The sequence below is a fragment of the Spirabiliibacterium falconis genome, assembly GCF_014885015.1.
Lineage (GTDB): Bacteria > Pseudomonadota > Gammaproteobacteria > Enterobacterales > Pasteurellaceae > Spirabiliibacterium > Spirabiliibacterium falconis.
Window position 1 is genome coordinate 56,609 of sequence record NZ_JABMIJ010000011.1, and the last position, 21,569, is coordinate 78,177.

General features: G+C 43.8%; 19 protein-coding genes. 11 read left to right on the top strand and 8 right to left on the bottom strand.

Features of this window, described 5'->3' with window-relative positions:
- Positions 1-69: 69 nt before the first annotated feature.
- Positions 70-690, bottom strand: coding sequence for a superoxide dismutase [Mn] (gene sodA / locus HPC40_RS06890; protein WP_208118759.1), 621 nt, complete (start codon positions 688-690; stop codon positions 70-72).
- A 129-nt stretch (positions 691-819) separates the two neighbouring features.
- Positions 820-3,090 carry an NADP-dependent malic enzyme gene (locus tag HPC40_RS06895; RefSeq protein WP_208118760.1) on the bottom strand — a complete coding sequence of 757 codons (2,271 nt, stop codon included), beginning with the start codon at positions 3,088-3,090 and terminating at the stop codon, positions 820-822.
- 186 nt (positions 3,091-3,276) lie between these two features.
- Between HPC40_RS06895 and rsuA the strand changes: the two genes are divergently transcribed.
- The 5 genes from rsuA (at position 3,277) to treC (ending at position 9,362) form a co-directional block, all read left to right on the top strand.
- On the top strand, positions 3,277-3,975 hold the full coding sequence (gene rsuA / locus HPC40_RS06900) for a 16S rRNA pseudouridine(516) synthase RsuA (RefSeq protein WP_208118761.1): 699 nt from the start codon (positions 3,277-3,279) through the stop codon (positions 3,973-3,975).
- 12 nt (positions 3,976-3,987) lie between these two features.
- Complete coding sequence (locus tag HPC40_RS06905; protein WP_208118762.1) at positions 3,988-5,202, top strand: Bcr/CflA family multidrug efflux MFS transporter; 1,215 nt, start codon at positions 3,988-3,990, stop codon at positions 5,200-5,202.
- Positions 5,199-6,146 (top strand): trehalose operon repressor TreR, encoded by a 948-nt coding sequence (treR, locus tag HPC40_RS06910; RefSeq protein ID WP_208118763.1) that lies wholly within the window; start codon positions 5,199-5,201, stop codon positions 6,144-6,146. Before HPC40_RS06905 ends, treR begins: the two co-directional genes overlap by 4 nt.
- 116 nt (positions 6,147-6,262) lie before the next feature.
- Positions 6,263-7,681, top strand: a complete 1,419-nt coding sequence (treB, locus tag HPC40_RS06915) for a PTS trehalose transporter subunit IIBC (RefSeq protein ID WP_208118764.1) — start codon at positions 6,263-6,265, stop codon at positions 7,679-7,681.
- A 19-nt stretch (positions 7,682-7,700) separates the two neighbouring features.
- Positions 7,701-9,362 (top strand): alpha,alpha-phosphotrehalase, encoded by a 1,662-nt coding sequence (treC, locus tag HPC40_RS06920; RefSeq protein ID WP_208118765.1) that lies wholly within the window; start codon positions 7,701-7,703, stop codon positions 9,360-9,362.
- 11 nt (positions 9,363-9,373) lie between these two features.
- Here the strand turns inward: treC and tadA are convergent, their stop codons facing one another.
- The 5 genes from tadA to grcA all read right to left on the bottom strand — a co-directional run bounded on the left by tadA (position 9,374) and on the right by grcA (position 15,462).
- Positions 9,374-9,862 (bottom strand): tRNA adenosine(34) deaminase TadA, encoded by a 489-nt coding sequence (gene tadA, locus HPC40_RS06925; protein ID WP_328805310.1) that lies wholly within the window; start codon positions 9,860-9,862, stop codon positions 9,374-9,376.
- 8 nt (positions 9,863-9,870) lie between these two features.
- Positions 9,871-11,655, bottom strand: a complete 1,785-nt coding sequence (locus HPC40_RS06930) for a DEAD/DEAH box helicase (RefSeq protein ID WP_208118766.1) — start codon at positions 11,653-11,655, stop codon at positions 9,871-9,873.
- A gap of 76 nt (positions 11,656-11,731) precedes the next feature.
- A complete protein-coding gene (nlpI, locus tag HPC40_RS06935; RefSeq protein ID WP_235972347.1) occupies positions 11,732-12,673 on the bottom strand; it encodes a lipoprotein NlpI in 942 nt (313 codons plus the stop codon).
- A 17-nt stretch (positions 12,674-12,690) separates the two neighbouring features.
- The gene (gene pnp / locus HPC40_RS06940; protein WP_208118767.1) at positions 12,691-14,829 is read right to left on the bottom strand and encodes a polyribonucleotide nucleotidyltransferase; all 2,139 of its coding nucleotides are present in this window, start codon (positions 14,827-14,829) and stop codon (positions 12,691-12,693) included.
- A gap of 249 nt (positions 14,830-15,078) precedes the next feature.
- Positions 15,079-15,462, bottom strand: a complete 384-nt coding sequence (gene grcA, locus HPC40_RS06945) for an autonomous glycyl radical cofactor GrcA (protein ID WP_208118768.1) — start codon at positions 15,460-15,462, stop codon at positions 15,079-15,081.
- 304 nt (positions 15,463-15,766) lie between these two features.
- Between grcA and ung the strand changes: the two genes are divergently transcribed.
- The 5 genes from ung (at position 15,767) to pfkA (ending at position 19,895) form a co-directional block, all read left to right on the top strand.
- Positions 15,767-16,444, top strand: a complete 678-nt coding sequence (ung, locus tag HPC40_RS06950) for a uracil-DNA glycosylase (RefSeq protein ID WP_208118769.1) — start codon at positions 15,767-15,769, stop codon at positions 16,442-16,444.
- Positions 16,445-16,497: 53 nt separating this feature from the next.
- Positions 16,498-17,271 (top strand): peroxide stress protein YaaA, encoded by a 774-nt coding sequence (gene yaaA, locus HPC40_RS06955; protein WP_208118770.1) that lies wholly within the window; start codon positions 16,498-16,500, stop codon positions 17,269-17,271.
- Between the two features lie 2 nt (positions 17,272-17,273).
- Entirely contained in the window at positions 17,274-17,852 is a 579-nt protein-coding gene (locus HPC40_RS06960) for a hypothetical protein (protein WP_208118771.1), read from the top strand.
- Between the two features lie 17 nt (positions 17,853-17,869).
- Positions 17,870-18,760 carry a cation diffusion facilitator family transporter gene (locus tag HPC40_RS06965; RefSeq protein WP_208118772.1) on the top strand — a complete coding sequence of 297 codons (891 nt, stop codon included), beginning with the start codon at positions 17,870-17,872 and terminating at the stop codon, positions 18,758-18,760.
- A gap of 169 nt (positions 18,761-18,929) precedes the next feature.
- A complete protein-coding gene (gene pfkA, locus HPC40_RS06970; protein WP_208118773.1) occupies positions 18,930-19,895 on the top strand; it encodes a 6-phosphofructokinase in 966 nt (321 codons plus the stop codon).
- 136 nt (positions 19,896-20,031) lie between these two features.
- On the opposite strand, the gene HPC40_RS06975 is transcribed toward pfkA, so the two are convergent.
- Positions 20,032-20,610, bottom strand: a complete 579-nt coding sequence (locus HPC40_RS06975) for a thymidine kinase (protein WP_208118774.1) — start codon at positions 20,608-20,610, stop codon at positions 20,032-20,034.
- Positions 20,611-20,742: 132 nt separating this feature from the next.
- Here HPC40_RS06975 and dapF point away from each other — a divergent pair, with 132 nt between their 5' ends.
- Positions 20,743-21,567, top strand: a complete 825-nt coding sequence (gene dapF, locus HPC40_RS06980; RefSeq protein ID WP_208118775.1) for a diaminopimelate epimerase — start codon at positions 20,743-20,745, stop codon at positions 21,565-21,567.
- Positions 21,568-21,569: the final 2 nt, after the last annotated feature.

Below are 21,569 nucleotides of genomic sequence, written 5' to 3' on the forward strand. Positions count from 1 at the left end.
CACTTTCACTTTGCTCAATAAAAAAGCCACGTTGTAGTGGCTTTTTTAGTCTTTATATTTTTAATGTAGTTAGGCGTTTTCTTCAAAACGTTTAGCGGCTTCGTCCCAGTTTACCACGATCCAGAACGCTTTGATGTAGTCTGGGCGGCGGTTTTGGTATTTCAAATAGTAGGCGTGCTCCCATACATCGAGACCTAAAATTGGGTAACCTTCGCAGCCTGCAATGTCTTTCCCCATGTATGGGTTATCTTGGTTAGCCGTTGAAACCACAGCCAATTTGCCATCTTTTAACACAAGCCATGCCCAGCCTGAACCGAAACGAGTTGCGGCTGCTTTTTCAAATTCTGCTTTGAACGCATCCACAGAGCCGAAATCACGCTCAATGGCATCTTTCAGTTTGCCTTGTAACGTGGTGTTGAGTTTTAACCCTTTCCAAAACATTGAGTGGTTAACGTGTCCGCCTGCATTGTTGCGAAGTGCGGTGCGTTTGTCGGCTGGGATTTTATCCAAGTTTGAAACTAACTCGATTGGGCATTTGTCGGCCCACTCTGGTAATGTTTCCAGCACAGCATTGGCATTGTTAACGTAGGCTTGGTGGTGTTTGGAGTAGTGGATTTCCATGGTTTCTTTATCAAAGTGCGGTTCAAGCGCATCAAAGGCGTAGCCCAGTTCAGGTAAAGTATAAGCCATAATCATTTCCTTCTTTGTGTTGGTTGCTAGATAATGCGAGTTATTATAGCAAATTTTTTGATCGAGATCATTATTTTAACAATACATTAAAAAAGCGTGCACAAGACACGCTTTTAGGGCAAAGTTCGGTTATTTTGCTTTCACTGCAGTGAGTGCGACCATATTGATAATGCGACGCACCGATGAGGTAGCCGTTAAAATATGTGCTGGTGCTTTTAATCCCATTAGCATTGGCCCTACAGTAATGGCTGTTGTGGCGGCGCGTAAGAGATTATAGCTGATGCGTGCCGATTCCATATCTGGCATGACGAGAAGGTTCGCAGAGCCTTGAATTGGGCTGTCAGGCATAATTTCGCAACGTAATTTTTCATTAAGTGCAATGTCACCGTGCATTTCGCCATCGATGATAAGTTCAGGATCGCGGTCTCTCACTAATTGTAACACTTCACGCATTTTGACCGCACTTGGGTTGTTGTTGGAGCCGTAATTCGAGTTGGAAATTAGAGCCACTTGTGGCTTAATGCCAAATCGTGCCACTTCTTCGGCCGCCATGAGGGTAATTTCGGCGAGGTCTTCCGCACTAGGGTTTTGGTTAACGAAGGTATCAGTAATAAACACATTCCCCATTGGTAGAACAAGGCTGTTGACAGTCGCTGGTGTTTGTACTCCATCTTGTAAGCCGATAATATCAACCAATGTTTTTAGGTGTTTATTGTATGATCCAACTAAACCACAAATCATACCATCTGCTTCGCCGAGGGTAAGTAAGGTTGCCGCAATGGCGGTTGGATTACTACGAATTTCATATTTTGCTAAGGCTGGGGTAACGCCTTTGCGTTTCGTGAGAGAATAGTATTTTTGCCAGCATTGTTGATAACGCTCATCTTGCTCTATGTTGACTAATTCATAGTCAACACCAGGGGTCAGGTGCAAACCTAATTTTTTAATACGTTGTTCTATCACACTTGGGCGACCAATGAGAATTGGTGTGGCAATGCCCAGTGTTGCAATTTCTTGCGCGGCATGCAGCACGCGGTTTTCTTCGCCATCAGCAAAGAGAATGCGTTTTTTCGCCAAACGCGCTTGTGCAAAAATCGGTTTCATAAAGAGGTTTGTTTTGTAAACAAACTGAGTCAGGCGTTCGATATACAGGTCAAAATCATTAATTGGACGTTGTGCCACCCCTGAGTCCATCGCAGCTTTTGCAACCGCTGGTGCGATTTTAATAATTAAGCGTGGGTCAAATGGTTTTGGAATGAGGTAATCTGGGCCGAAGGCAAGTTCTTGATCACCATAAGCACTGCTAACCACTTCATTTTGCTCAGCATGGGCAAGTTCTGCAATGGCTTTGACTGCCGCAAGTTTCATTTCTTCATTAATTGCAGTAGCCCCTACATCAAGTGCACCACGGAAAATAAATGGAAAACATAACACATTATTAACCTGATTTGGGAAGTCGGAGCGACCCGTGCAGACAATGGCGTCTGGACGTACGGCTTTGGCTTCTGGTGGCAAAATTTCAGGATCAGGATTGGCAAGTGCTAAAATGATCGGGCTTTTCGCCATGGTTTTTACCATATCTTGCGTGAGAGCTCCCGCAGCAGAACAGCCTAAGAAAATATCCGCATTGGGCATAGCGTCAGCTAAAGTGCGGTTACCATTATCGTCAATAGCGTAGAATTTTTTGGTCTCATCCATGCGATCGTAATCTTGTCGCTGTTTGTAGATAACGCCTTTCGAGTCACACACGGTGATGTGTTCTTTTTTCATACCAAGTGCGAGCAACAGGTTCAAACAAGCGATGGCAGAGGCACCTGCGCCAGATACGACCAATTTGACATCGGCGAACTCTTTTTTCACAACGCGTAAGCCATTGAGCACAGCGGCTGCACAAATAATGGCGGTGCCGTGTTGATCATCGTGAAACACTGGAATATTCATTTTCTCACGCAGTTTTTTCTCAATGTAGAAACACTCTGGTGCTTTTATATCTTCTAAATTAATACCACCAAAGGTTGGCTCGAGTGAGGCAATAATGTCGACTAACTTATCAGGATCACGTTCATCAATTTCAATATCAAACACATCAACGCCAGCAAATTTTTTGAATAAAACACCTTTACCTTCCATCACGGGTTTGCCCGCTAATGCACCGATATTGCCTAATCCTAGCACGGCGGTGCCGTTAGAAATAACGCCGACCAAGTTGCCTCGAGCCGTGTATTTATAAGCAGCTAGCGGGTCGTCTTTAATTTCTAAACACGGAATGGCAACGCCTGGTGAGTACGCCAGTGCCAAATCACGTTGGGTGGCAAGAGATTTGGTTGGGGTAACTTCAATTTTGCCCGGAACTGGGAATTCGTGAAAATCAAGTGCCGCTTGGCGAAGTTGTTTATCCATTATAGACTCCTTAACTGTGCAAATAGTGCTATGCTACATTACATAGCGAATGCAAAAATTATACGCCATTGCACCGCACTTTTAAGATTAGAGGTGTAACTCTGTGAACTAGCACACAAAAAATTTGTCCTTTATGTTCATTAAGAACAGGTTAAAATAGGTTTTTTAGATGAAAGGAAATGAAAAGTGCGGTTAGACAAATTTTTATCCAAGCAAATAGGCTTGAGCCGTTCGCAGGTGACTAAGGTGTTGCGCACGGGGGCGGTTGAGGTTAACGGTGCGGTATGTAAATCAGGTGCAGCACAAATCAGTGAGCAAGACAGTATCACTTATGAAAAAAAACAGTTGCATTGGGTTGCGCAAGGGCAGTATATTATGCTGAATAAACCTTCAGGTTATGTCTGCTCCCACGACGGGGCGGATTATCCAACTATCTATCAATTTTTTGATCACCCCTTGCGCACCACCTTGCATTGTGCAGGACGCTTGGATATGGACACAACGGGCCTTGTGTTGTTGACCGATGATGGTCAATGGTCGCACCGCATCACATCCCCTAAACACGATTGTGCTAAAACTTATCTGGTCTCATTGGCGGATCCGATTGAAGCGCATTATGTCGAGGCATTCGCCAACGGTATTCAACTACGCGGTGAAAAAACGCCAACCAAGCCCGCCGAGTGTGAAATCATTGATGATTACACTATGAATTTGACCATTAGCGAGGGGCGTTACCATCAGGTGAAACGGATGTTTGCCGCACTTGGTAACAAAGTTATCGGCTTACATCGTTGGCGTATTGGTGGCGTGGAATTGGATGAACGGTTAGCAGAGGGCGAATTTCGAGCACTGACCCCTGAAGAATTGCAACGTTTTCAAGAATAATAAGGATAATATATGAATAATAGAACCTCACAATCGTTGGTTGAGATCGGACGAAGCCCGATATTTATCCTCATTTTAGGCACAATGGCAATGCTCACGCCGCTGGCGGTGGATATGTACCTACCAGCGTTTTTGGATATTGCCCGTGATTTGCATGTCAACGCCGAAAAAGTGCAAAATACATTGGCGTTGTTTACGATCGGTTTCGCACTTGGGCAACTGATTTGGGGGCCTTTAGCTGATAGCATTGGTCGTAAACCCGCTATTATCATTGGCACATTTGTATTCGCTTTGACCGCACTTTGGCTTACGCATATCAGTGAAATTCACAATTTCCTAGTGTTACGCTTTGTACAAGGCTTTTTTGGTGCGGCACCTGCGGTGGTGTTAGGTGCTTTGTTGCGCGATCTGTTTTCTAAAAATGAATTTGCCAAAATGATGTCGTTAGTGATGTTGATTTCGATGATTGCACCACTGCTTGCCCCATTTATGGGGGGCTATATCGCGAAATTTTTTCACTGGCACGCGATTTTTTATGTGTTAATGTTTGCCGGTCTTCTAAGTTGCCTTTTAGTGGCGTGGAAAATTCCTGAGTCGCACCCTAAAGAAAAACGCGTACCCTTGAACTTGCGTATTGTGTTGCGTAATTTTGCCAGCCTCGTGCGTGAGCGTGCCGTGGTGGGCTATGTGTTGTGTGCGGGATTTTCCTTTGCGGGAATGTTTTGCTTTTTAACCTCAGGTTCCATTGTTTATATCAATATTTATGGCGTTGCGCCTGAGCATTTTGGCTATTTTTTCATTTTAAATATGCTGGTGCTAATCACATTTACGATGATTAATTCTCGCGTTGTGGGGCGTTTTGGTGCTGAAAATATGCTGCGTTTTGGACTAACCTTACAATTTATGGCAGGTTGTTGGTTACTGTTGACCGCACTTTTTGATCTCGGTTTTTGGGCGATGGCAATCGGTATTGCTTGCTATATTGGGATGATTTCAATGATAAGCTCAAATGCGATGGCTGCGATTCTCGATCGCTTCCCACACGTGGCGGGCACAGCAAATTCGTTGGCAGGCACGATTCGTTTTGGCATGGGATCACTGGCGGGGATATTGATCGCATTGGTGCCAGTAAGCAGTGGACGTCCAATGATGATCGCGATTTTCTGTTGTGTGCTTGGTGCGGCATTAAGCCATTTTTTGTTAAGTTATAAAGTCAAAATGCGATGAAACTTACGATCAAAGATATAGCAAAACTTACTGGTGTTGGGAAATCGACTGTTTCCCGAGTCCTTAATAATGCCCCGAATGTGAGCGAAAAAACCAAAGCAAAAGTGATGGCGGTGGTCAATGAACACCATTTTACCCCATCACGCAGTGCACGAGCGATGCGTGGCGTTGAGCCTCGAGCGGTAGGTATTATTGTGACACGCCTTGATTCGCCTTCCGAAAATCGGGCATTACGCGGTATGCTTAGTGCATTACAGTGCCATGATTGTGAGCATTTTATTGTTGAAAGCCGTTTTGAACCGCACTTAGTACAAGAACATTTGCGATTTTTTGCTCAGCGACAGGTTGATGGCATTATTGTATTTGCTTTTAGTGGATTAGATGAGGCGATTTTATTGCCTTTTAAACATAAATTAGTGGCGATGGCACAAAGCTACCCCGCACTGTCGCACGTGGTTTATGATGATTATGCCGCGGTTACACAGTTGCTAGCTTATCTTTATCGCCAGCAGCATCGTCATATTGCTTACATTGGTGTGGATTTGACCGATAATACGACGGGGCGATTGCGTTTTCAAGCCTACCAAGATTTTTGTCAGCAACATCAATTAATACCGCACTTTGCGTTAGGTAAATTGGATTATTATAGTGGATATAAAAATATTCAAACGGTCTTATCTGATAAGACAAGTGCGATTGTCTGCGCTAGCGATACGCTTGCCTTAGGGGTCAACAAATACCTTGCTGAACAGGGCAAAAGTGCGGTTGTGGTGTGCGGTATTGGTAATAATCCATTGTTAAAATTCCTTTTTCCCAATACATTAAGCGTCGAATTTGGATTTTATCGTGCAGGGCAGCAAGCGGTAACACAGTTATTTGCGTTATTAGATGGCAAAAATGCCTGCATTCAACACTGTATTTCGCCCGAATTTCATCAGCAATAGCCTCAACGTTAATAGCAAAAGTTGATCTTTATCACAATATGGGAACGTTCCCATTGTGTTTATAAAATGTATCGTTACAATATCGCCCATGATCTAAACAAGATTGAGGATACGTTATGGCTAAAAAAATAGATCCCAAACAGGTTACACGCCTGATTGAGTTTGTGGGTGGCAAAGAAAATATTGCAACGGTTACCCATTGCATTACACGGTTACGTTTTGTGTTAAATGATACAAAAAAAGCGGACACAAACGCATTAGAAAATTTGCCAATGGTAAAAGGCTGTTTTACCAATGCAGGACAATTTCAGGTCGTGATTGGGCCTGAAGTGGGTGAGTATTATCAAGAATTATTGCAGCAAACGCAATTAAGTTCAGCGGATAAAGAGGCGGCGAAAGTTGCAGCACGGCAAAATATGAAGTGGCATGAAAAAGTGATTTCGCATTTTGCAGAGATTTTTATTCCGTTGTTACCCGCGTTGATTAGCGGTGGTTTAATCTTAGGTTTTCGCAATGTGATCGGGGATATTCCGATGTCGGATGGGCAAACGCTGGTGCAATCTCATCCGATGTGGAAAACCATTTATGATTTTCTTTGGTTGCTAGGCGAGGCTATTTTCTTCTATTTGCCAGTGGGCATTTGTTGGTCAACCGTGAAAAAAATGGGCGGTTCACCGATTTTAGGGATTGTGCTTGGGGTAACGTTGGTATCTCCACAGTTGATGAATTCATATGGATTAGGCAGTCAAGTGCCTGAGGTATGGGATTTTGGTTGGTTTAGTATTGCTAAAGTTGGTTATCAAGCGCAAGTCATTCCCTCTATTTTAGCCGCGATGGCATTAGCTTGGATTGAGCGTGGTTTAAAACGTATCATACCTGATTATTTAAACCTTGTTATCGTACCTGTCACCACCCTGATTATTGCAGTCTTTTTAGCACATGCGTTGATTGGCCCAATTGGTCGTGAAATTGGTAATGGCGTTGCAGTGGCGGTGAAAGCAGCTATGACGGGGAGTTTCGCCCCAATAGGCTCGGCTATTTTTGGTTTTTTATATGCACCACTGGTCATTACCGGTATTCATCAAACAACGCTGGCAATTGATATGCAAATGATCCAAAACATGGGCGGAACACCAGTGTGGCCACTCATTGCGTTGTCGAATATTGCACAAGCTTCTGCGGTGTTAGCAATTGTGATTATCAGTAAAAAGACCAATGAACGTGAAATTTCAGTCCCAGCTACCATTTCGGCGTATTTAGGTGTGACAGAGCCTGCAATGTATGGAATTAACTTAAAATATCGTTTTCCTATGCTGTGTGCGATGATTGGATCTGCATGTGCAGCGTTAGTGTGCGGCGTATTTGGCGTTATGGCAAACGGAATTGGTGTGGGCGGCTTGCCAGGTATCTTATCTATTCAACCACACTATTGGGGCGTGTTTGCGCTTGCGATGATTGTTGCCGTAGTGGTGCCATTGGTATTGACGATTATCGTTTACAAACGCAAATCAGCGAATGGTTCTTTAGAAAAATAAAAGTGCGGTGAGGGGCGATATGCAAACAACAACCCAGTGGTGGAAAAATGGCGTTATTTATCAAATCTACCCGAAAAGTTTTCAAGATACCACAGGTAGTGGGCAGGGCGATATTAATGGCATTATTCAACGTTTGGATTATTTACAAACATTAGGTGTTGATGCCATTTGGATAACGCCGATTTACCCATCACCACAAGTGGATAATGGCTATGATGTTGCAGATTACTGTGCGATTAATCCTGAATACGGCACGATGGCTGATTTTGAGAGATTAGTCGAGCAGGCGCATGCACGCCAGATTCGCATCATTATGGATATGGTATTTAATCATACCTCAACAGAACATCAATGGTTTAAAAATGCTATTGCTGGGCAGGACGATTTTCGCGATTTTTATATCTGGCGAGGCGATCATGCTGCTCAAGCACCTAATAATTGGCGTTCAAAATTTGGCGGAAATGCGTGGAAATGGTGCGAACAGGTCGGCAAACATTATTTGCATTTGTTCGCACCAGAGCAGGCGGATTTAAACTGGGAAAATCCTAAAGTGCGGTCGAGTCTGCAACAAGTATGCCATTTTTGGGCGGATAAAGGGGTGGATGGCTTGCGCTTAGATGTGGTGAATTTGGTTTCAAAAGTGCAGTCGTTTCCAGATGATGATCAAGGCGACGGGCGACGTTTCTATACAGATGGACCACGCATTCACGAATATATGCAAGAGCTAAGTCGTGAGGTGTTCCAGCCACGTGGATTGATGACGGTGGGAGAAATGTCTTCAACCAGCTTGGCACATTGTCAGCAATATGCAAGCCTCGATGGCAAAGAATTATCAATGACGTTCAATTTTCATCACTTAAAGGTGGATTATCCGAATGGTGAAAAATGGACATTGGCTGAACCTGATTTTGTTGAATTAAAAGCGATTTTCAATCACTGGCAACAAGGTATGCACAATAAGGCGTGGAACGCTCTATTTTGGTGTAACCATGATCAACCTCGTATTGTCTCTCGTTTCGCACAAGAAGGCGAAAAACGAGAAACCGCAGCCAAAATGTTGGCTATGGTATTACATGGTATGCAAGGAACACCTTATATTTATCAAGGCGAAGAGTTAGGCATGACTAACCCAGGCTTTACCGCACTTTCGCAGTATAAGGATGTGGAAAGTTTAACGATGTATCATGAATTACGTCAGATGGGGCATAGTCACGAACATGTTATGGCGATTTTAGGGCAAAAATCACGTGATAATAGCCGCACGCCAATGCAATGGAATGCGACACCTCATGCGGGTTTTACAACAGGGCAGCCTTGGATTGCGGTATGTGATAATTATCCTGAAATTAATGCGCAAAATGCACTAGAGGATCCGCATTCGGTATTTTACTGCTATCAAACGCTGATTCGTTTGCGTAAGACGCATGCCTTATTTACGCAAGGCGATTATCACGATGTATTGCCACAGCATCGTTTTATTTGGACGTATCTGCGCAACGATTCAACACAAACATTATGGGTGGTGGCAAACTTAAGTGATAACGTGCAAGAGTTCGACTGCCCAAGTGAATGTCAGGGTAGAGATTGGCAGGTGTTATTAAATAATGAAAGTACATTTGCAGTAGAATCACAATTACGGCTATTGCCGTACCAAGCGATATACTTGCTTGCGAATAAATAAAAAAGTGCGGTTTAACCGCACTTTGCTTTTTTTTGTGCCTTAATTTCCATACGGCGACGTTGGAAGAAATGAGAAAGTTTTCCGCTACATTGTTCCGCTAACACGCCTGATCGTACTTCAACAAGATGATTCATAATGAAGTCATTAAAGTAATGAAAACGTGAGCCTACAGCCCCTGTTTTGGGATCATTTGCGCCAAATACGAGGCGTTTAATGCGGCTATGTACAATAGCACCAGCACACATTGCACAAGGCTCAAGAGTAACATACAGCGTTGTATCAAGCAGGCGATAATTACGCATTCGTTCACCTGCTTGGCGAATGGCTTGGATCTCCGCGTGTGCACTGGGATCATTTAGACGAATAACACTATTATAGCCTTCACCTAAAATATTGCCTTTCGCATCAATTAACACCGCCCCTACGGGGACTTCACCTTGCTGCTCAGCAAGATCCGCTAAGCGCAAAGCGTGTTCTATCCAGAAATGATCACTTTTCACGCCGAACTCTATTTACCACGACGTTCGCGGCGTTTTTTCTGGAATTGGGGTTTATCACTGCAGTTATTATCACGCCCTTTTGTGCTGAATTTACCCCCTTTGCCACGTGTGCGTTCGTTGTACCCCTCTCCTTTAACGGCTTCAACAAATGACATTTGCATAGGTTTATTCATCACACGTGTTTTGTTGAACAAGCGTAATAAATCCTGCGGCATATTTTGTGGCAACTCTACGGTGGAATGGCTGTCATACAGTTTGATATGCCCGATATAACGGCTATCAATATCGCCCTCATTGGCAATAGCCCCGACAATATGTTTCACTTCTACGCCGTCGCCACGTCCGACTTCTATGCGATAGCGATCCATTGGAATGTCATTACCACGCTCGCGAGCACGACGTTCTGTACGATCACGTCTGCCACCACGCTCTGCTGAACGTGGATTTTCAGAACGTTCACGGCGTTTTTCCATAGGCACATCAGGTGGCAGGATCAGTTTTTGCTTGCCTTGCAGTTGCATCATCATGGCACTGGCAAGATCAACAGAGTCAATATCAGGGAACAGCTCTAATAGCAAAGTGCGGTATTGCTCAAGGCTGGCATGTTCAAGCTGCGTTAAAATTGTTTGTTTGAATTTTTCACGGCGACACTGCTCAAGCTGAATATGATTTGGTAGCTGCACTTCGTCAATACGTTTTTTGGTTAACTGTTCAATATTACGCAGTAAACGGCGTTCGCGAGGTTCAACAAATAGCAGGGCACGCCCAGCACGCCCAGCACGCCCAGTGCGTCCAATGCGGTGCACATAGGACTCGGCATCAAGAGGGATGTCATAGTTTACCACGAGACTAATGCGATCAACATCAAGACCACGGGCTGCTACGTCGGTTGCGATTAAAATATTTAGCGAGCCGTTGCGTAGGCGATCAAGTGCTTGTTCACGCAATTGTTGGGTCATATCCCCATTGAGTGCAGCACAGCTATACCCATGGCGTTCTAATAAGGCGGCAATATCTAATGTTGCTGTTTTGGTGCGGGTGAAAATGATCGCAGCATCAAAGTGTTCTACCTCCAAAAAGCGTAGCAGTGCTTCATTTTTTCGCACGCCATGCACATACCAACACACCTGTGTGATGTCAGGTAAATTCTGCGGGCTAGATTGGATCTTCACTTCTTGAGGGTTGCGCATAAAACGGTGGGTAATGTGACGAATTGGTGCAGGCATAGTGGCCGAGAAAAGTGCGGTCTGATGCTGCTCTGGCAGTTTGCTCATCACCTCTTCCACATCATCAATAAAGCCCATGCGTAGCATTTCGTCTGCTTCATCAAGCACCATAAAACGCAGACCACTTAAATCCAAGGTTCCACGACGGATATGATCCAAAATACGCCCAGGTGTACCCACCACAACTTGTGCGCCTTGACGTAAGGCTCGCAGTTGAATGTCGTAACGTTGACCGCCATAAAGCGTTACACAACGAATGCCCTCAAGGTATTTGCAAAATTGTTCGCAAGCATCTGCGACTTGAATGGCAAGCTCGCGAGTAGGAGCCATTACTAAAATTTGTGGGCTATGTTGATTTGGATCGAGCTGTGCCAATAGCGGCAGAGAAAATGCAGCAGTTTTGCCGCTCCCTGTTTGTGCCATGCCGAGGACATCTTGCCCTGCTAATAAAAGTGGAATACAGGCTTTTTGGATTGGTGATGGGCTGGTAAATCCCATTTCAGATACTGCACGGAGTAGTGCATTTGGTAAGCCTAAGTCATTAAAAGTGGTTACATGTTCTGTCATTTTTTACTCAATAAAAGAAAGTGAGCTTTATCATAAAGCTCGTGGTTCATATTTGTCGTGATAATCAAGAGTTAAACTAGTGTCTATCGTTGACAACGCGTGTGTCTGTTTTCGCTGCTGAATGTAAGCGAGCGAGTTCAAACACTGCAAAACGATACTCAACGAAGTTAAACACTTGGTTTGCAATAGCGAGCTGAAATAACGCACGAGCTTGCGGCACTTTCCCCAAATTGAGTTGTTGTTTTGCGAGATAAAAATAGGTTTCCGTCAGCATTTCTGCGTATTGCGGAGAATAAGGTTGAGCAAATTGCGCCATGTCTACCATAAGTTGCTCATAACTTATTGAACCTAAATAATATTGTACTAAATGTGTTCCCCAAAAAGCAGCAGATAATTTGGGGGCACGTTGCGCTAAATTCGCCTGAGCTTGCTCAGGCATATAGTGCAATTCGTTTAAATACAGCCATAAAGTGCGGTACGGATCACTGGGATCGGCTTGATAAAATGCGAGAAAATCGCGTTGTGCGAGTGCAAACCGTCCAGCATAATAAAACGTTAAGCCACGATTTAAATAGGCATAATCGTAATGTTTATCAAGATGCAATACGGAATTAAACGCATCGACCGCACTATCATAATCCCCATCCAGCAAGAGATAAAGCCCTAAATAATTGTAAATCGCAGGCATTTTAGGGTGCAACACGAGTGCTTGCGCAAAGTCATAACGAGCCAATCCCCATAGCCCTAAACTATCATACAACACGCCACGCTCAAAATGGATATTAGCTCGCTCCGTTTTACTGATGCGTGGGCTTAAGTAAAGCATTTGCCCAAGGCGTGCAATCATCACTTCTTGATCAAAATGCAGACTTGGAGGTTGCTCTGCCAATGGTGAATTTTTAAGCGTTGGCAATGGCGTTGAAGGGTTAACACAGCCAAATAATAGGAACATAAAGGCAAGGGCAAAAGCCTGCTTGCCTAAATGAAACGTATTTTGCAATGTGTTAACGCTTATCATCTCAAAGTGCGGTTGGATTACTCCGCCACAGGCTCTTGAGCTTCATCTGAAGATGGTTGCGCTTTTTGGTTGCCATCAAGATCACGCATAGTTAAGCGAATACGACCTTGACGATCGATTTCAACAACCTTAACCGGTACTTCTTGACCAACGGTTAAATAATCGGTCACTTTTTCCACACGCTCTTCAGCGATTTGTGAAATATGTACCAAGCCTTCTTTATTACCAACAATGGCGACAAATGCACCAAAATCGGCAATACGCGTTACTTTACCGTTATAAATTCCGCCCACTTCTACATCAGCTACGATTTCTTCAATGCGGTTCATCACTTCTTTAGCGGCATTGTTATCGGTGGCGGCAATTTTAACAGTACCGTCGTCAGCAATGTCGATTGAAGTGCCAGTTTCTTCTGTTAAAGCACGGATAGTGGCACCACCTTTACCAATCACATCTTTGATTTTCTTCGGATCAATTTTTAAGGTGTGAATGCGAGGTGCGAAATCAGAGATTTCATTGCGTGGGGCAGAAATAGCTTGTTGCATAGTGTCTAAAATATGCAAACGTGCCCCTTTCGCTTGATTGAGTGCAATTTGCATAATTTCTGCGGTGATACCTTCAATTTTAATATCCATTTGAAGTGCGGTTACACCCTCTTTAGTCCCAGCGACTTTGAAATCCATATCGCCAAGATGATCTTCATCGCCTAAAATATCAGAAAGCACCACAAATTGATCGTCTGATTTAACTAATCCCATTGCAATCCCAGCGACGGCGGATTTAATTGGCACGCCTGCATCCATCAATGCAAGAGATGCACTACAAACTGATGCCATTGATGATGAACCATTAGATTCTGTAATTTCAGACACTACACGTACAGTATATGGGAATTCACTAATACTTGGCATTACGGCGGCTACACCACGTTTGGCTAAGCGACCGTGCCCGATCTCGCGGCGTTTTGGTGAGCCAATCATACCTGTTTCGCCGACAGAATAAGGCGGGAAATTATAGTGGAAAAGGAAATGATCGGTACGCTCGCCTGTGATGTCATCAATAATTTGGGCATCACGCTCTGTACCTAATGTGGCAACTGCCAATGCTTGCGTTTCACCACGCGTGAACACCGCAGAGCCGTGTGTACGTGGCAATACGCCCGTACAAATATCAAGTGCACGCACGGTATCGACACTGCGACCGTCGATGCGAGGTTCACCCGCTAAAATACGACTACGTACAATTTGGCTTTCGAGCTCGTGAATGATATCGCCAATCTTATTTTCAGTAATGGTATCATCTTCATTGCCCTCTAAAATGGCAGCTATCGTATCTGCTTTGATGCGCTCGACCGATTCATAACGTGCTTGTTTTTCAGTGATACGATAGGCTTCGCCCAAGCGGTTTTCCGCCAATTCTTTGATACGTGCAATCAGTGCTTCATTTTGTGCAGGAGCTTGCCATTCCCAGCGAGGTTTGCCTGCTTCTTGTGTGAATGCTTTAATATTTTCAACCACAACTTGTTGTTGCTCATGTCCAAATACGACGGCAGCAAGCATTTGTTCTTCACTTAAAATATCCGCTTCAGATTCCACCATTAAGACTGCTTTATCTGTGCCTGCCACTACAAGGTCTAGGCGACTTTGTTTCAATTCTTCTTGGGTTGGATTAAGCACAAATTGCTCATTGATAAAGCCCACGCGAGCGGCTCCAATTGGCCCATTAAATGGAACGCCTGACAACGAAAGTGCGGCACTTGCTCCGATCATCGCAACAATGTCAGGACTCACTTGTGGGTTGACTGACACTACGGTGGCAATAATTTGAATTTCGTTAAAAAAGCCTTCAGGGAAGAGTGGGCGAATTGGACGATCAATTAAACGTGCAATTAACGTTTCGCCTTCAGATGGGCGACCTTCACGTTTGAAAAAACCACCAGGGATACGTCCAGCGGCGTAAGTACGCTCTTGGTAGTTTACGGTTAAAGGAAAGAAATCTTGTCCTTCACGTACATCTTTTTTGGCTACAACAGTAACAAAAACACTGGTGTCGTCCATACTTGCCATGACAGCAGCGGTGGCTTGACGCGCCATTGCGCCTGTTTCTAACGTTACGGTATGTTTACCGTATTGAAATTGTTTTACGATAGGAGTCACAATAAATCCTCATTTAAATGTTAATCAAAAATGTTTGCCTGATTAATTGCGACTAGCAAAAGCCATCTGGTAAGAAATCGCTTTTGATAGCCGCACGCATATTTAAGGCAAAGCAGTATTATTATACAGCTTGCGAGCGTAATTGCGAATTATTTTATTAAAGTGCGGTTTGGCAGAGCATATAAACGAAAAACCGCACTTTTGAAAAGTGCGGTTAGGTTTAAAAAGCTCAGTTAGAGCAATTTAAAATTATAGGCTTTCAGTGAAAGTACGTGCAATAACGTCGCGTTGCTGTTCTGGGGTTAACGAGTTGAAACGTACAGCGTAACCAGAAACACGGATTGTTAATTGTGGGTATTTTTCAGGGTGTTTTACCGCATCTTCTAATGTTTCACGACGAAGTACGTTAACGTTTAAGTGTTGACCACCTTCCACTTTTACAGTTGGGGCAACGTTAACTGGCAATTCACGATATTCGATTTGACCAAGTTCACTAACAGCAACGATTTGATCTTCTTCAAAACCGCCTTTTGCACACAAACAACGTGCTTCACCTTTATCACTGTCTAATAACCAGAAAGAATTCAACAGCTCATCGTTCGCTGCTTGAGTAATTTGAATACCTTTAATCATAATAAACTCCAATTTAATTGTTTGGGATGAAATTTAACTGGTGAAGATTTTATCAAATCCTTTGAATTTTTCAAATAAATTTAAATTAAATTTGCCGAGATCAAGTTATTATTTTCGATGTTATGCTGTGAAATTGATGTGTATCAAAAAAGCAAGGTAAATCAATAACTAAAATTAACTTTAATTAAATTTATTTTTAACAAATATATAACAAATTAAGTAGAAAAAGAGATTATTGCGTGGTATTTTGACCGCACTTTTCTATATAATGCGTCATAGTGAAAATAATAATGAAGGATTTACCATGAAAACGTGGGCAGATATGCTGGGCAATGAAAAAATGCAACCGTATTTTCAGGATATTATGCGTAAAGTCAATGCACAAAAACAGCAGGGGAAAGTGATTTATCCACCGCATACGGAGATTTTTAATGCTTTTCGTTTTACTGAATTTGAGGCTGTGAAAGTGGTTATTCTAGGGCAAGATCCGTATCATGGTGCAGGACAAGCCCACGGATTGGCATTTTCGGTGAAACCGTCCATTGCACCACCACCGTCATTGGTGAACATTTATAAAGAGCTTGCAACTGATATTGAAGGGTTTCAGATTCCAGAGCATGGCTATCTTAAAGCGTGGGCTGAGCAAGGCGTGTTGTTATTAAATACGGTGTTGACCGTACAACAAGGGCTTGCGCATTCACACGCCGATTTTGGTTGGGAAACCTTTACCGATCGCGTTATTGAAAAAATTGATGCCGAACGTGAACATGTGGTTTTCCTACTCTGGGGGGCGCATGCACAAAAAAAAGGTCGTTTTATTGATCGACATCGCCATCTCGTGTTAAGTGCGCCACACCCTTCGCCGTTATCGGCTCATCGCGGTTTTTTAGGGTGTGGGCATTTTTCCAAAGCAAATCACTATTTAAGTGAGCATGGTATTGCCCCCATTGATTGGCACTTACCGCATGTGGTGAATGAATAGAGCAATGACCGCACTTTTGTTATACTCAGTGCGCTTAAGAATAAGGAGAATTTATGTTAGCCATTATTTCACCGGCAAAAACATTGGATTACACATCGGCGACACCTAAACTGGATGTCACTCAGCCGACACTATTAAATGAAAGTGCTAAGTTGATTGATGTATGCCGTAAATTGACTCCCGCTGAGATTGGTTCACTCATGAAAATCAGTGATAAATTAGCGGGATTGAACGCCGCCCGTTTTAGCGAATGGCACAAATTACATACCCAAGATAATGCACGAGCCGCACTTTTTGCATTTAAAGGCGATGTTTATACAGGATTGGAAGCGGAGAGCTTAACGCTTGATGAGATTGCTTTTGCGCAATGCCACTTGAGAATGCTTTCAGGGCTTTATGGCGTGTTAAGACCGCTTGATTTAATGCAACCATACCGCCTAGAGATGGGAACGAAATTAGCCACCTCACGCGGTGAGAATTTGTATGAATTTTGGGGCGATATTGTCACTAAAGAGCTAGAAAAGGCACTTAAAAAACAAGGCGATGATGTGCTGATTAATCTTGCCTCTGATGAGTACTATAAAGTCGTACGTCCTGAAAAACTCAACGCGCGTATTATCAAGCCCGTATTTTTGGATTACAAAAACGGCACATATAAAGTGATCAGTTTTTACGCCAAAAAAGCACGCGGCATGATGTGTCGTTATCTTATTCAACATCGCATTACGCAACCAGATGAGTTGAAAGCATTTGATTTCGGTGGTTACGGTTTTGATGCGTCTCGCTCTCATGCCGATGAGTGGGTTTTTACCCGTAATCAGGAGTAATTATGCGTTATTTTTTCTTGTTGACCGCATTTTTCTTAAGTGCGTGTAGTACCACGTCAAGTATCGATAAACAGCAAGGGAATGCCAATTCAGCGCGTTTGCATTTTTTACCGCCATCACAGCTGACGTTTGCTAACAAAACATTTGTGCGTGGCAAAACGGTTGACTTAATTGAAATGCAAAAGTATGTCTATCGTCCCACCACTAAAGGCGTATTGAAGGAAAAAGTAACACTCTTTTTTGATCAAAATCGTCGCAACATGAGCTTGCAACAACGTTTGGCATTGCGTCAACGTAGTTATCAGCGCAGCCACACGCAGGCAGATTTACACCTTGCGGATGAGAGTTTGTATTCCACCGTGATTTACCGCCCAAGTCAGCAATTTCGCACATGGGGCGTTGAGGTAACAAAAGGGCGCAATATAGCAAAGTGCGGTTTTCTAGAAGTGCAATACAGTTATGCACTCAATCCAAATCGTACTGTGAGCGATGCCACAGTTGTGCAACAAACTATTGCACCATACGCACATCACATTATGCAGCAACTTAAACGGCAGCCGTGGCAGTGGCGGTGTAGTTAAGGGGCTAAGGGACGAGTATGTCTGAGCAATACGGTGTTTTGGTTCGGCGAGCGTCAATTTTTGCTGTGCTGACCGCACTTTTGTTAATTGTGATTAAAGGTGCTGCGTGGTGGGTAACTGGCTCAGTCAGTATGCTTGCCTCTATTGCCGATTCATTATTGGATCTGGTGGCGTCGTTTACCAGTATGCTGATTTTGCGTTTTTCGCTGATGCCAGCGGATGATAATCACTCCTTTGGGCACGGCAAAGCGGAATCACTGGCAAGTTTAATGCAAGGCGCATTTATTTCAGGCTCAGCGATTTTTTTGGTGTTACAAGGCATTGAACGCTTAATTAATCCCCACCCCATTGAGTCAGTATGGCTTGGAACAGTGGTCACGATCGTCTCGATTTTAATGACATTGGCGTTAGTGTATTACCAACGTTATGTGATTGCCCAGACCCAAAGCCCCGCAATTAAGGCGGATAAATTACATTATCAAACGGATTTATTAATGAATGTTGCAGTGCTTATGTCATTAATATTATCAGGGCAAGGCGTGGTGTATGCAGATGGTTTATTTGCCCTACTCATTGCACTGTATATTTTCATCAATGCAGGCAAAATGTTATTTGAAGCTGTGCAATTACTGCTTGACCGCGCATTGCCCGATGAGGAGGTGGCACGCATCTGGCAGATAGCCCAAGCGCAGTCAGATATTATTGGCATTCACGATGTTCGAACACGTCGTTCGGGCGCAGTGCGTTTTATTCAATTACATCTAGAATTAGATGATCACCTGCCATTATGGCGAGCCCACCAAATTACAGACGCATTGGAACAGCGTTTATTAGAGGCGTTTCCCTTATCGGATATTATTATTCATCAGGAGCCGACGAGCTTAGTGCAACAGGAAATGCAAGCCTAAAGCGATAGCCAAAGTGCGGTTGCAAGGCACGCTAATTGCGAAGACAAAAGAGAATTGGGCTAAATCAAAAAATGTGATGAAAACGTAATTTTTGCTAGAGCGAAAAGCGATGATCGTGTAATCTTGCACAAAATCAATTTCAATTTTTATAAAATATAGGGTATAGACAATGGTAAAGAAAATTGCTGTATTAACCAGTGGAGGAGATGCGCCTGGAATGAACGCCGCAATTCGTGGCGTGGTGCGTTCAGCACTGTATGAAGGGATGGAAGTTTATGGCATTTATGACGGCTATTTGGGGCTTTCACAAAATAAAATTAAAAAATTAGAGCGTCATTCAGTGTCGGATATTATTGGGCGTGGCGGTACATTTTTAGGGTCTGCTCGTTTCCCTGATTTTAAAAAGCCAGAAGTGCGGGCGAAATGTGTTGATATTTTGCGTGAACATGGCATTGATGCGCTGGTCGTGATCGGGGGTGATGGTTCCTATATGGGGGCGAAATTATTGACGGAAGAGCATAATTTCCCGTGCATTGGTATCCCAGGAACGATTGACAATGATGTTGCAGGAACAGACTATACGATCGGTTTTCAGACCGCACTTGAGATCGTACTGGATGCAATTGACCGCTTGCGTGATACCTCAAGTTCACACCAGCGGGTGTCGATCATTGAGATTATGGGGCGTTATTGTGGGGATTTGACCTTAGCCGCAGCAATTGCTGGGGGCTGCGAGTTTATCGTGGTGCCAGAGCGACCATTTGAGCGTGAAGCCTTGATTAAGAAAGTGGAATATGGCTTTGAACGTGGTAAACGTCATGCCATTATTGCGATCACGGAACATATCTGTGATGTCACTGAATTGGCACAAGAAATTGAAGAGCGTGTGAAACTTGAAGCTCGAGCGACCATTTTAGGGCATATTCAGCGTGGGGGGTCGCCATGTGCTTTTGACCGTATCTTAGCCTCACGAATGGGCGTTTATGCGGTGGAATTGCTCAAGCAAGGTTTTGGCGGGCGTTGTGTCGGCATTCAAAATGAAAAACTGGTACACCACGACATCATTGATGCGATTAAAAATATGCGTCGACCGTTTAAAGCCGATTGGTTTGAAACCTCGCGTAAATTGTACTAAGTTTATCTTGCATTTTCCACCGCACAAGCTTGGTTGCGGGGTGTTACGCTTGAATTCCTCATAAATTGCACCTTATTTGGTGCGTCGTGGTAAAATGCCTTATCATCTAACCGCACTTTGCCTAAAAGTGCGGTTTTTAATTCTCCATCGCGTCTTTGAAATGGCGGCGACACACGGAAAGATAGCGATCATTGCCACCAATTTCAATTTGTGCGCCTGCTTTGACCACTCCGCCCTGTGCGTTCATTCGCAGCACAAAATTCGCTTTGCGCCCGCAAAAGCAGATGGTTTTCAGCTCTTCTAATTGATCCGCCCATGCCAGCAAGTATTGGCTACCTTCAAATAATTCGCCTTGGAAATCGGTGCGCAGTCCATAGCATAGCACAGGAATGTTGAGTTTATCGACCACATCGCTGAGCTGGTAAACTTGTGATTTGGTCAAAAATTGGGCTTCATCGACCAAAATGCAGTTTAATGGCTGATGTTGATGTTGCAGCTTAATATGGGCAAATAGATCGGTTTGTGCAGAAAATGTGTGGGCTTGCTCGCTAATGCCAATGCGTGAAGTGACTTTTGCCTGCCCAAAACGGTCATCAATGGCGGCAGTATAGATAAGGGTGTGCATGTTGCGTTCACGATAATTATAAGAGGATTGTAGCAACGTTGTCGATTTGCCTGCATTCATTGATGAGTAGTAAAAATAGAGTTTTGCCATAGTGTTCTTTTGTGGTGATGAGTGTGATAATGCTACCATAGCAGAATGTTTTCGCCAATTGCTTGATTGCTTTAGACAAGCGCTGCGCTTAACTCTATAATGCAATAATGAGCGTTTATTTAAGGATTGATAATGCAGTTTTCAAAAATGCACGGACTGGGCAATGATTTTATGGTGTTAGATGGCGTTACGCAAAATGTCTATTTAACCGAAAATATCATTCGCCAGCTCGCCGATCGCCACCGTGGTGTGGGGTTTGATCAACTACTGTTAGTTGAGCCTCCATACGATCCCGACGTGGATTTTCACTACCGCATTTTTAATGCCGATGGTAGTGAGGTGGCACAGTGTGGCAATGGAGCTCGCTGTTTTGCACGTTTTGTGCAATTGAAAGGTTTAACCCATAAAAAGGAGATCAGTGTCAGCACCCAAAAAGGCAAAATGACACTCAAAATTGGCGATGATCAACACATTCAAGTGAATATGGGGCAACCCATTTGGGAGCCGTCTAAAATCCCATTTATCGCTAACAAATTTGAGAAAAATTATATTTTACGCACGGAATTTGAAACCGCACTTTGCGGTGTCGTATCAATGGGCAATCCACACTGTGTGTTGACGGTTGAGAATGTTGACACGGCACCTGTTGAGCGGCTGGGCGCACTCTTGGAGCGACATGAGCGTTTTCCTGAGCGTGCCAATATTGGTTTTATGCAAATTATTAGCCGAAGTGCGGTCAAATTGCGCGTATTTGAGCGAGGGGCAGGGGAGACGCAAGCCTGTGGTAGCGGTGCATGTGCCGCCGTTGCAGTTGGCATTATGCAAGGCAATTTAGATGCGCGTGTTGAGGTGCAATTACCTGGCGGAACATTGTGGATTGAATGGCGTGGCGAAGGGCAACCTCTTTATATGCGTGGTGACGCAGTACATGTGTATGACGGTTATATTCGATTGTGAGC

Excerpts from the sequence above, each read along its gene's own strand:
- ung (WP_208118769.1), top strand. The coding sequence starts at position 15,767 with ATGAAAACGTGGGCAGATATGCTGGGCAATGAAAAAATGCAACCGTAT.
- sodA (WP_208118759.1), bottom strand. The coding sequence starts at position 690 with ATGGCTTATACTTTACCTGAACTGGGCTACGCCTTTGATGCGCTTGAA.
- treC (WP_208118765.1), top strand. The coding sequence starts at position 7,701 with ATGCAAACAACAACCCAGTGGTGGAAAAATGGCGTTATTTATCAAATC.
- yaaA (WP_208118770.1), top strand. The coding sequence starts at position 16,498 with ATGTTAGCCATTATTTCACCGGCAAAAACATTGGATTACACATCGGCG.
- treR (WP_208118763.1), top strand. The coding sequence starts at position 5,199 with ATGAAACTTACGATCAAAGATATAGCAAAACTTACTGGTGTTGGGAAA.
- HPC40_RS06895 (WP_208118760.1), bottom strand. The coding sequence starts at position 3,090 with ATGGATAAACAACTTCGCCAAGCGGCACTTGATTTTCACGAATTCCCA.
- pfkA (WP_208118773.1), top strand. The coding sequence starts at position 18,930 with ATGGTAAAGAAAATTGCTGTATTAACCAGTGGAGGAGATGCGCCTGGA.
- treB (WP_208118764.1), top strand. The coding sequence starts at position 6,263 with ATGGCTAAAAAAATAGATCCCAAACAGGTTACACGCCTGATTGAGTTT.
- HPC40_RS06965 (WP_208118772.1), top strand. The coding sequence starts at position 17,870 with ATGTCTGAGCAATACGGTGTTTTGGTTCGGCGAGCGTCAATTTTTGCT.
- HPC40_RS06905 (WP_208118762.1), top strand. The coding sequence starts at position 3,988 with ATGAATAATAGAACCTCACAATCGTTGGTTGAGATCGGACGAAGCCCG.
- nlpI (WP_235972347.1), bottom strand. The coding sequence starts at position 12,673 with ATGATAAGCGTTAACACATTGCAAAATACGTTTCATTTAGGCAAGCAG.
- dapF (WP_208118775.1), top strand. The coding sequence starts at position 20,743 with ATGCAGTTTTCAAAAATGCACGGACTGGGCAATGATTTTATGGTGTTA.
- grcA (WP_208118768.1), bottom strand. The coding sequence starts at position 15,462 with ATGATTAAAGGTATTCAAATTACTCAAGCAGCGAACGATGAGCTGTTG.
- HPC40_RS06930 (WP_208118766.1), bottom strand. The coding sequence starts at position 11,655 with ATGACAGAACATGTAACCACTTTTAATGACTTAGGCTTACCAAATGCA.
- HPC40_RS06960 (WP_208118771.1), top strand. The coding sequence starts at position 17,274 with ATGCGTTATTTTTTCTTGTTGACCGCATTTTTCTTAAGTGCGTGTAGT.
- HPC40_RS06975 (WP_208118774.1), bottom strand. The coding sequence starts at position 20,610 with ATGGCAAAACTCTATTTTTACTACTCATCAATGAATGCAGGCAAATCG.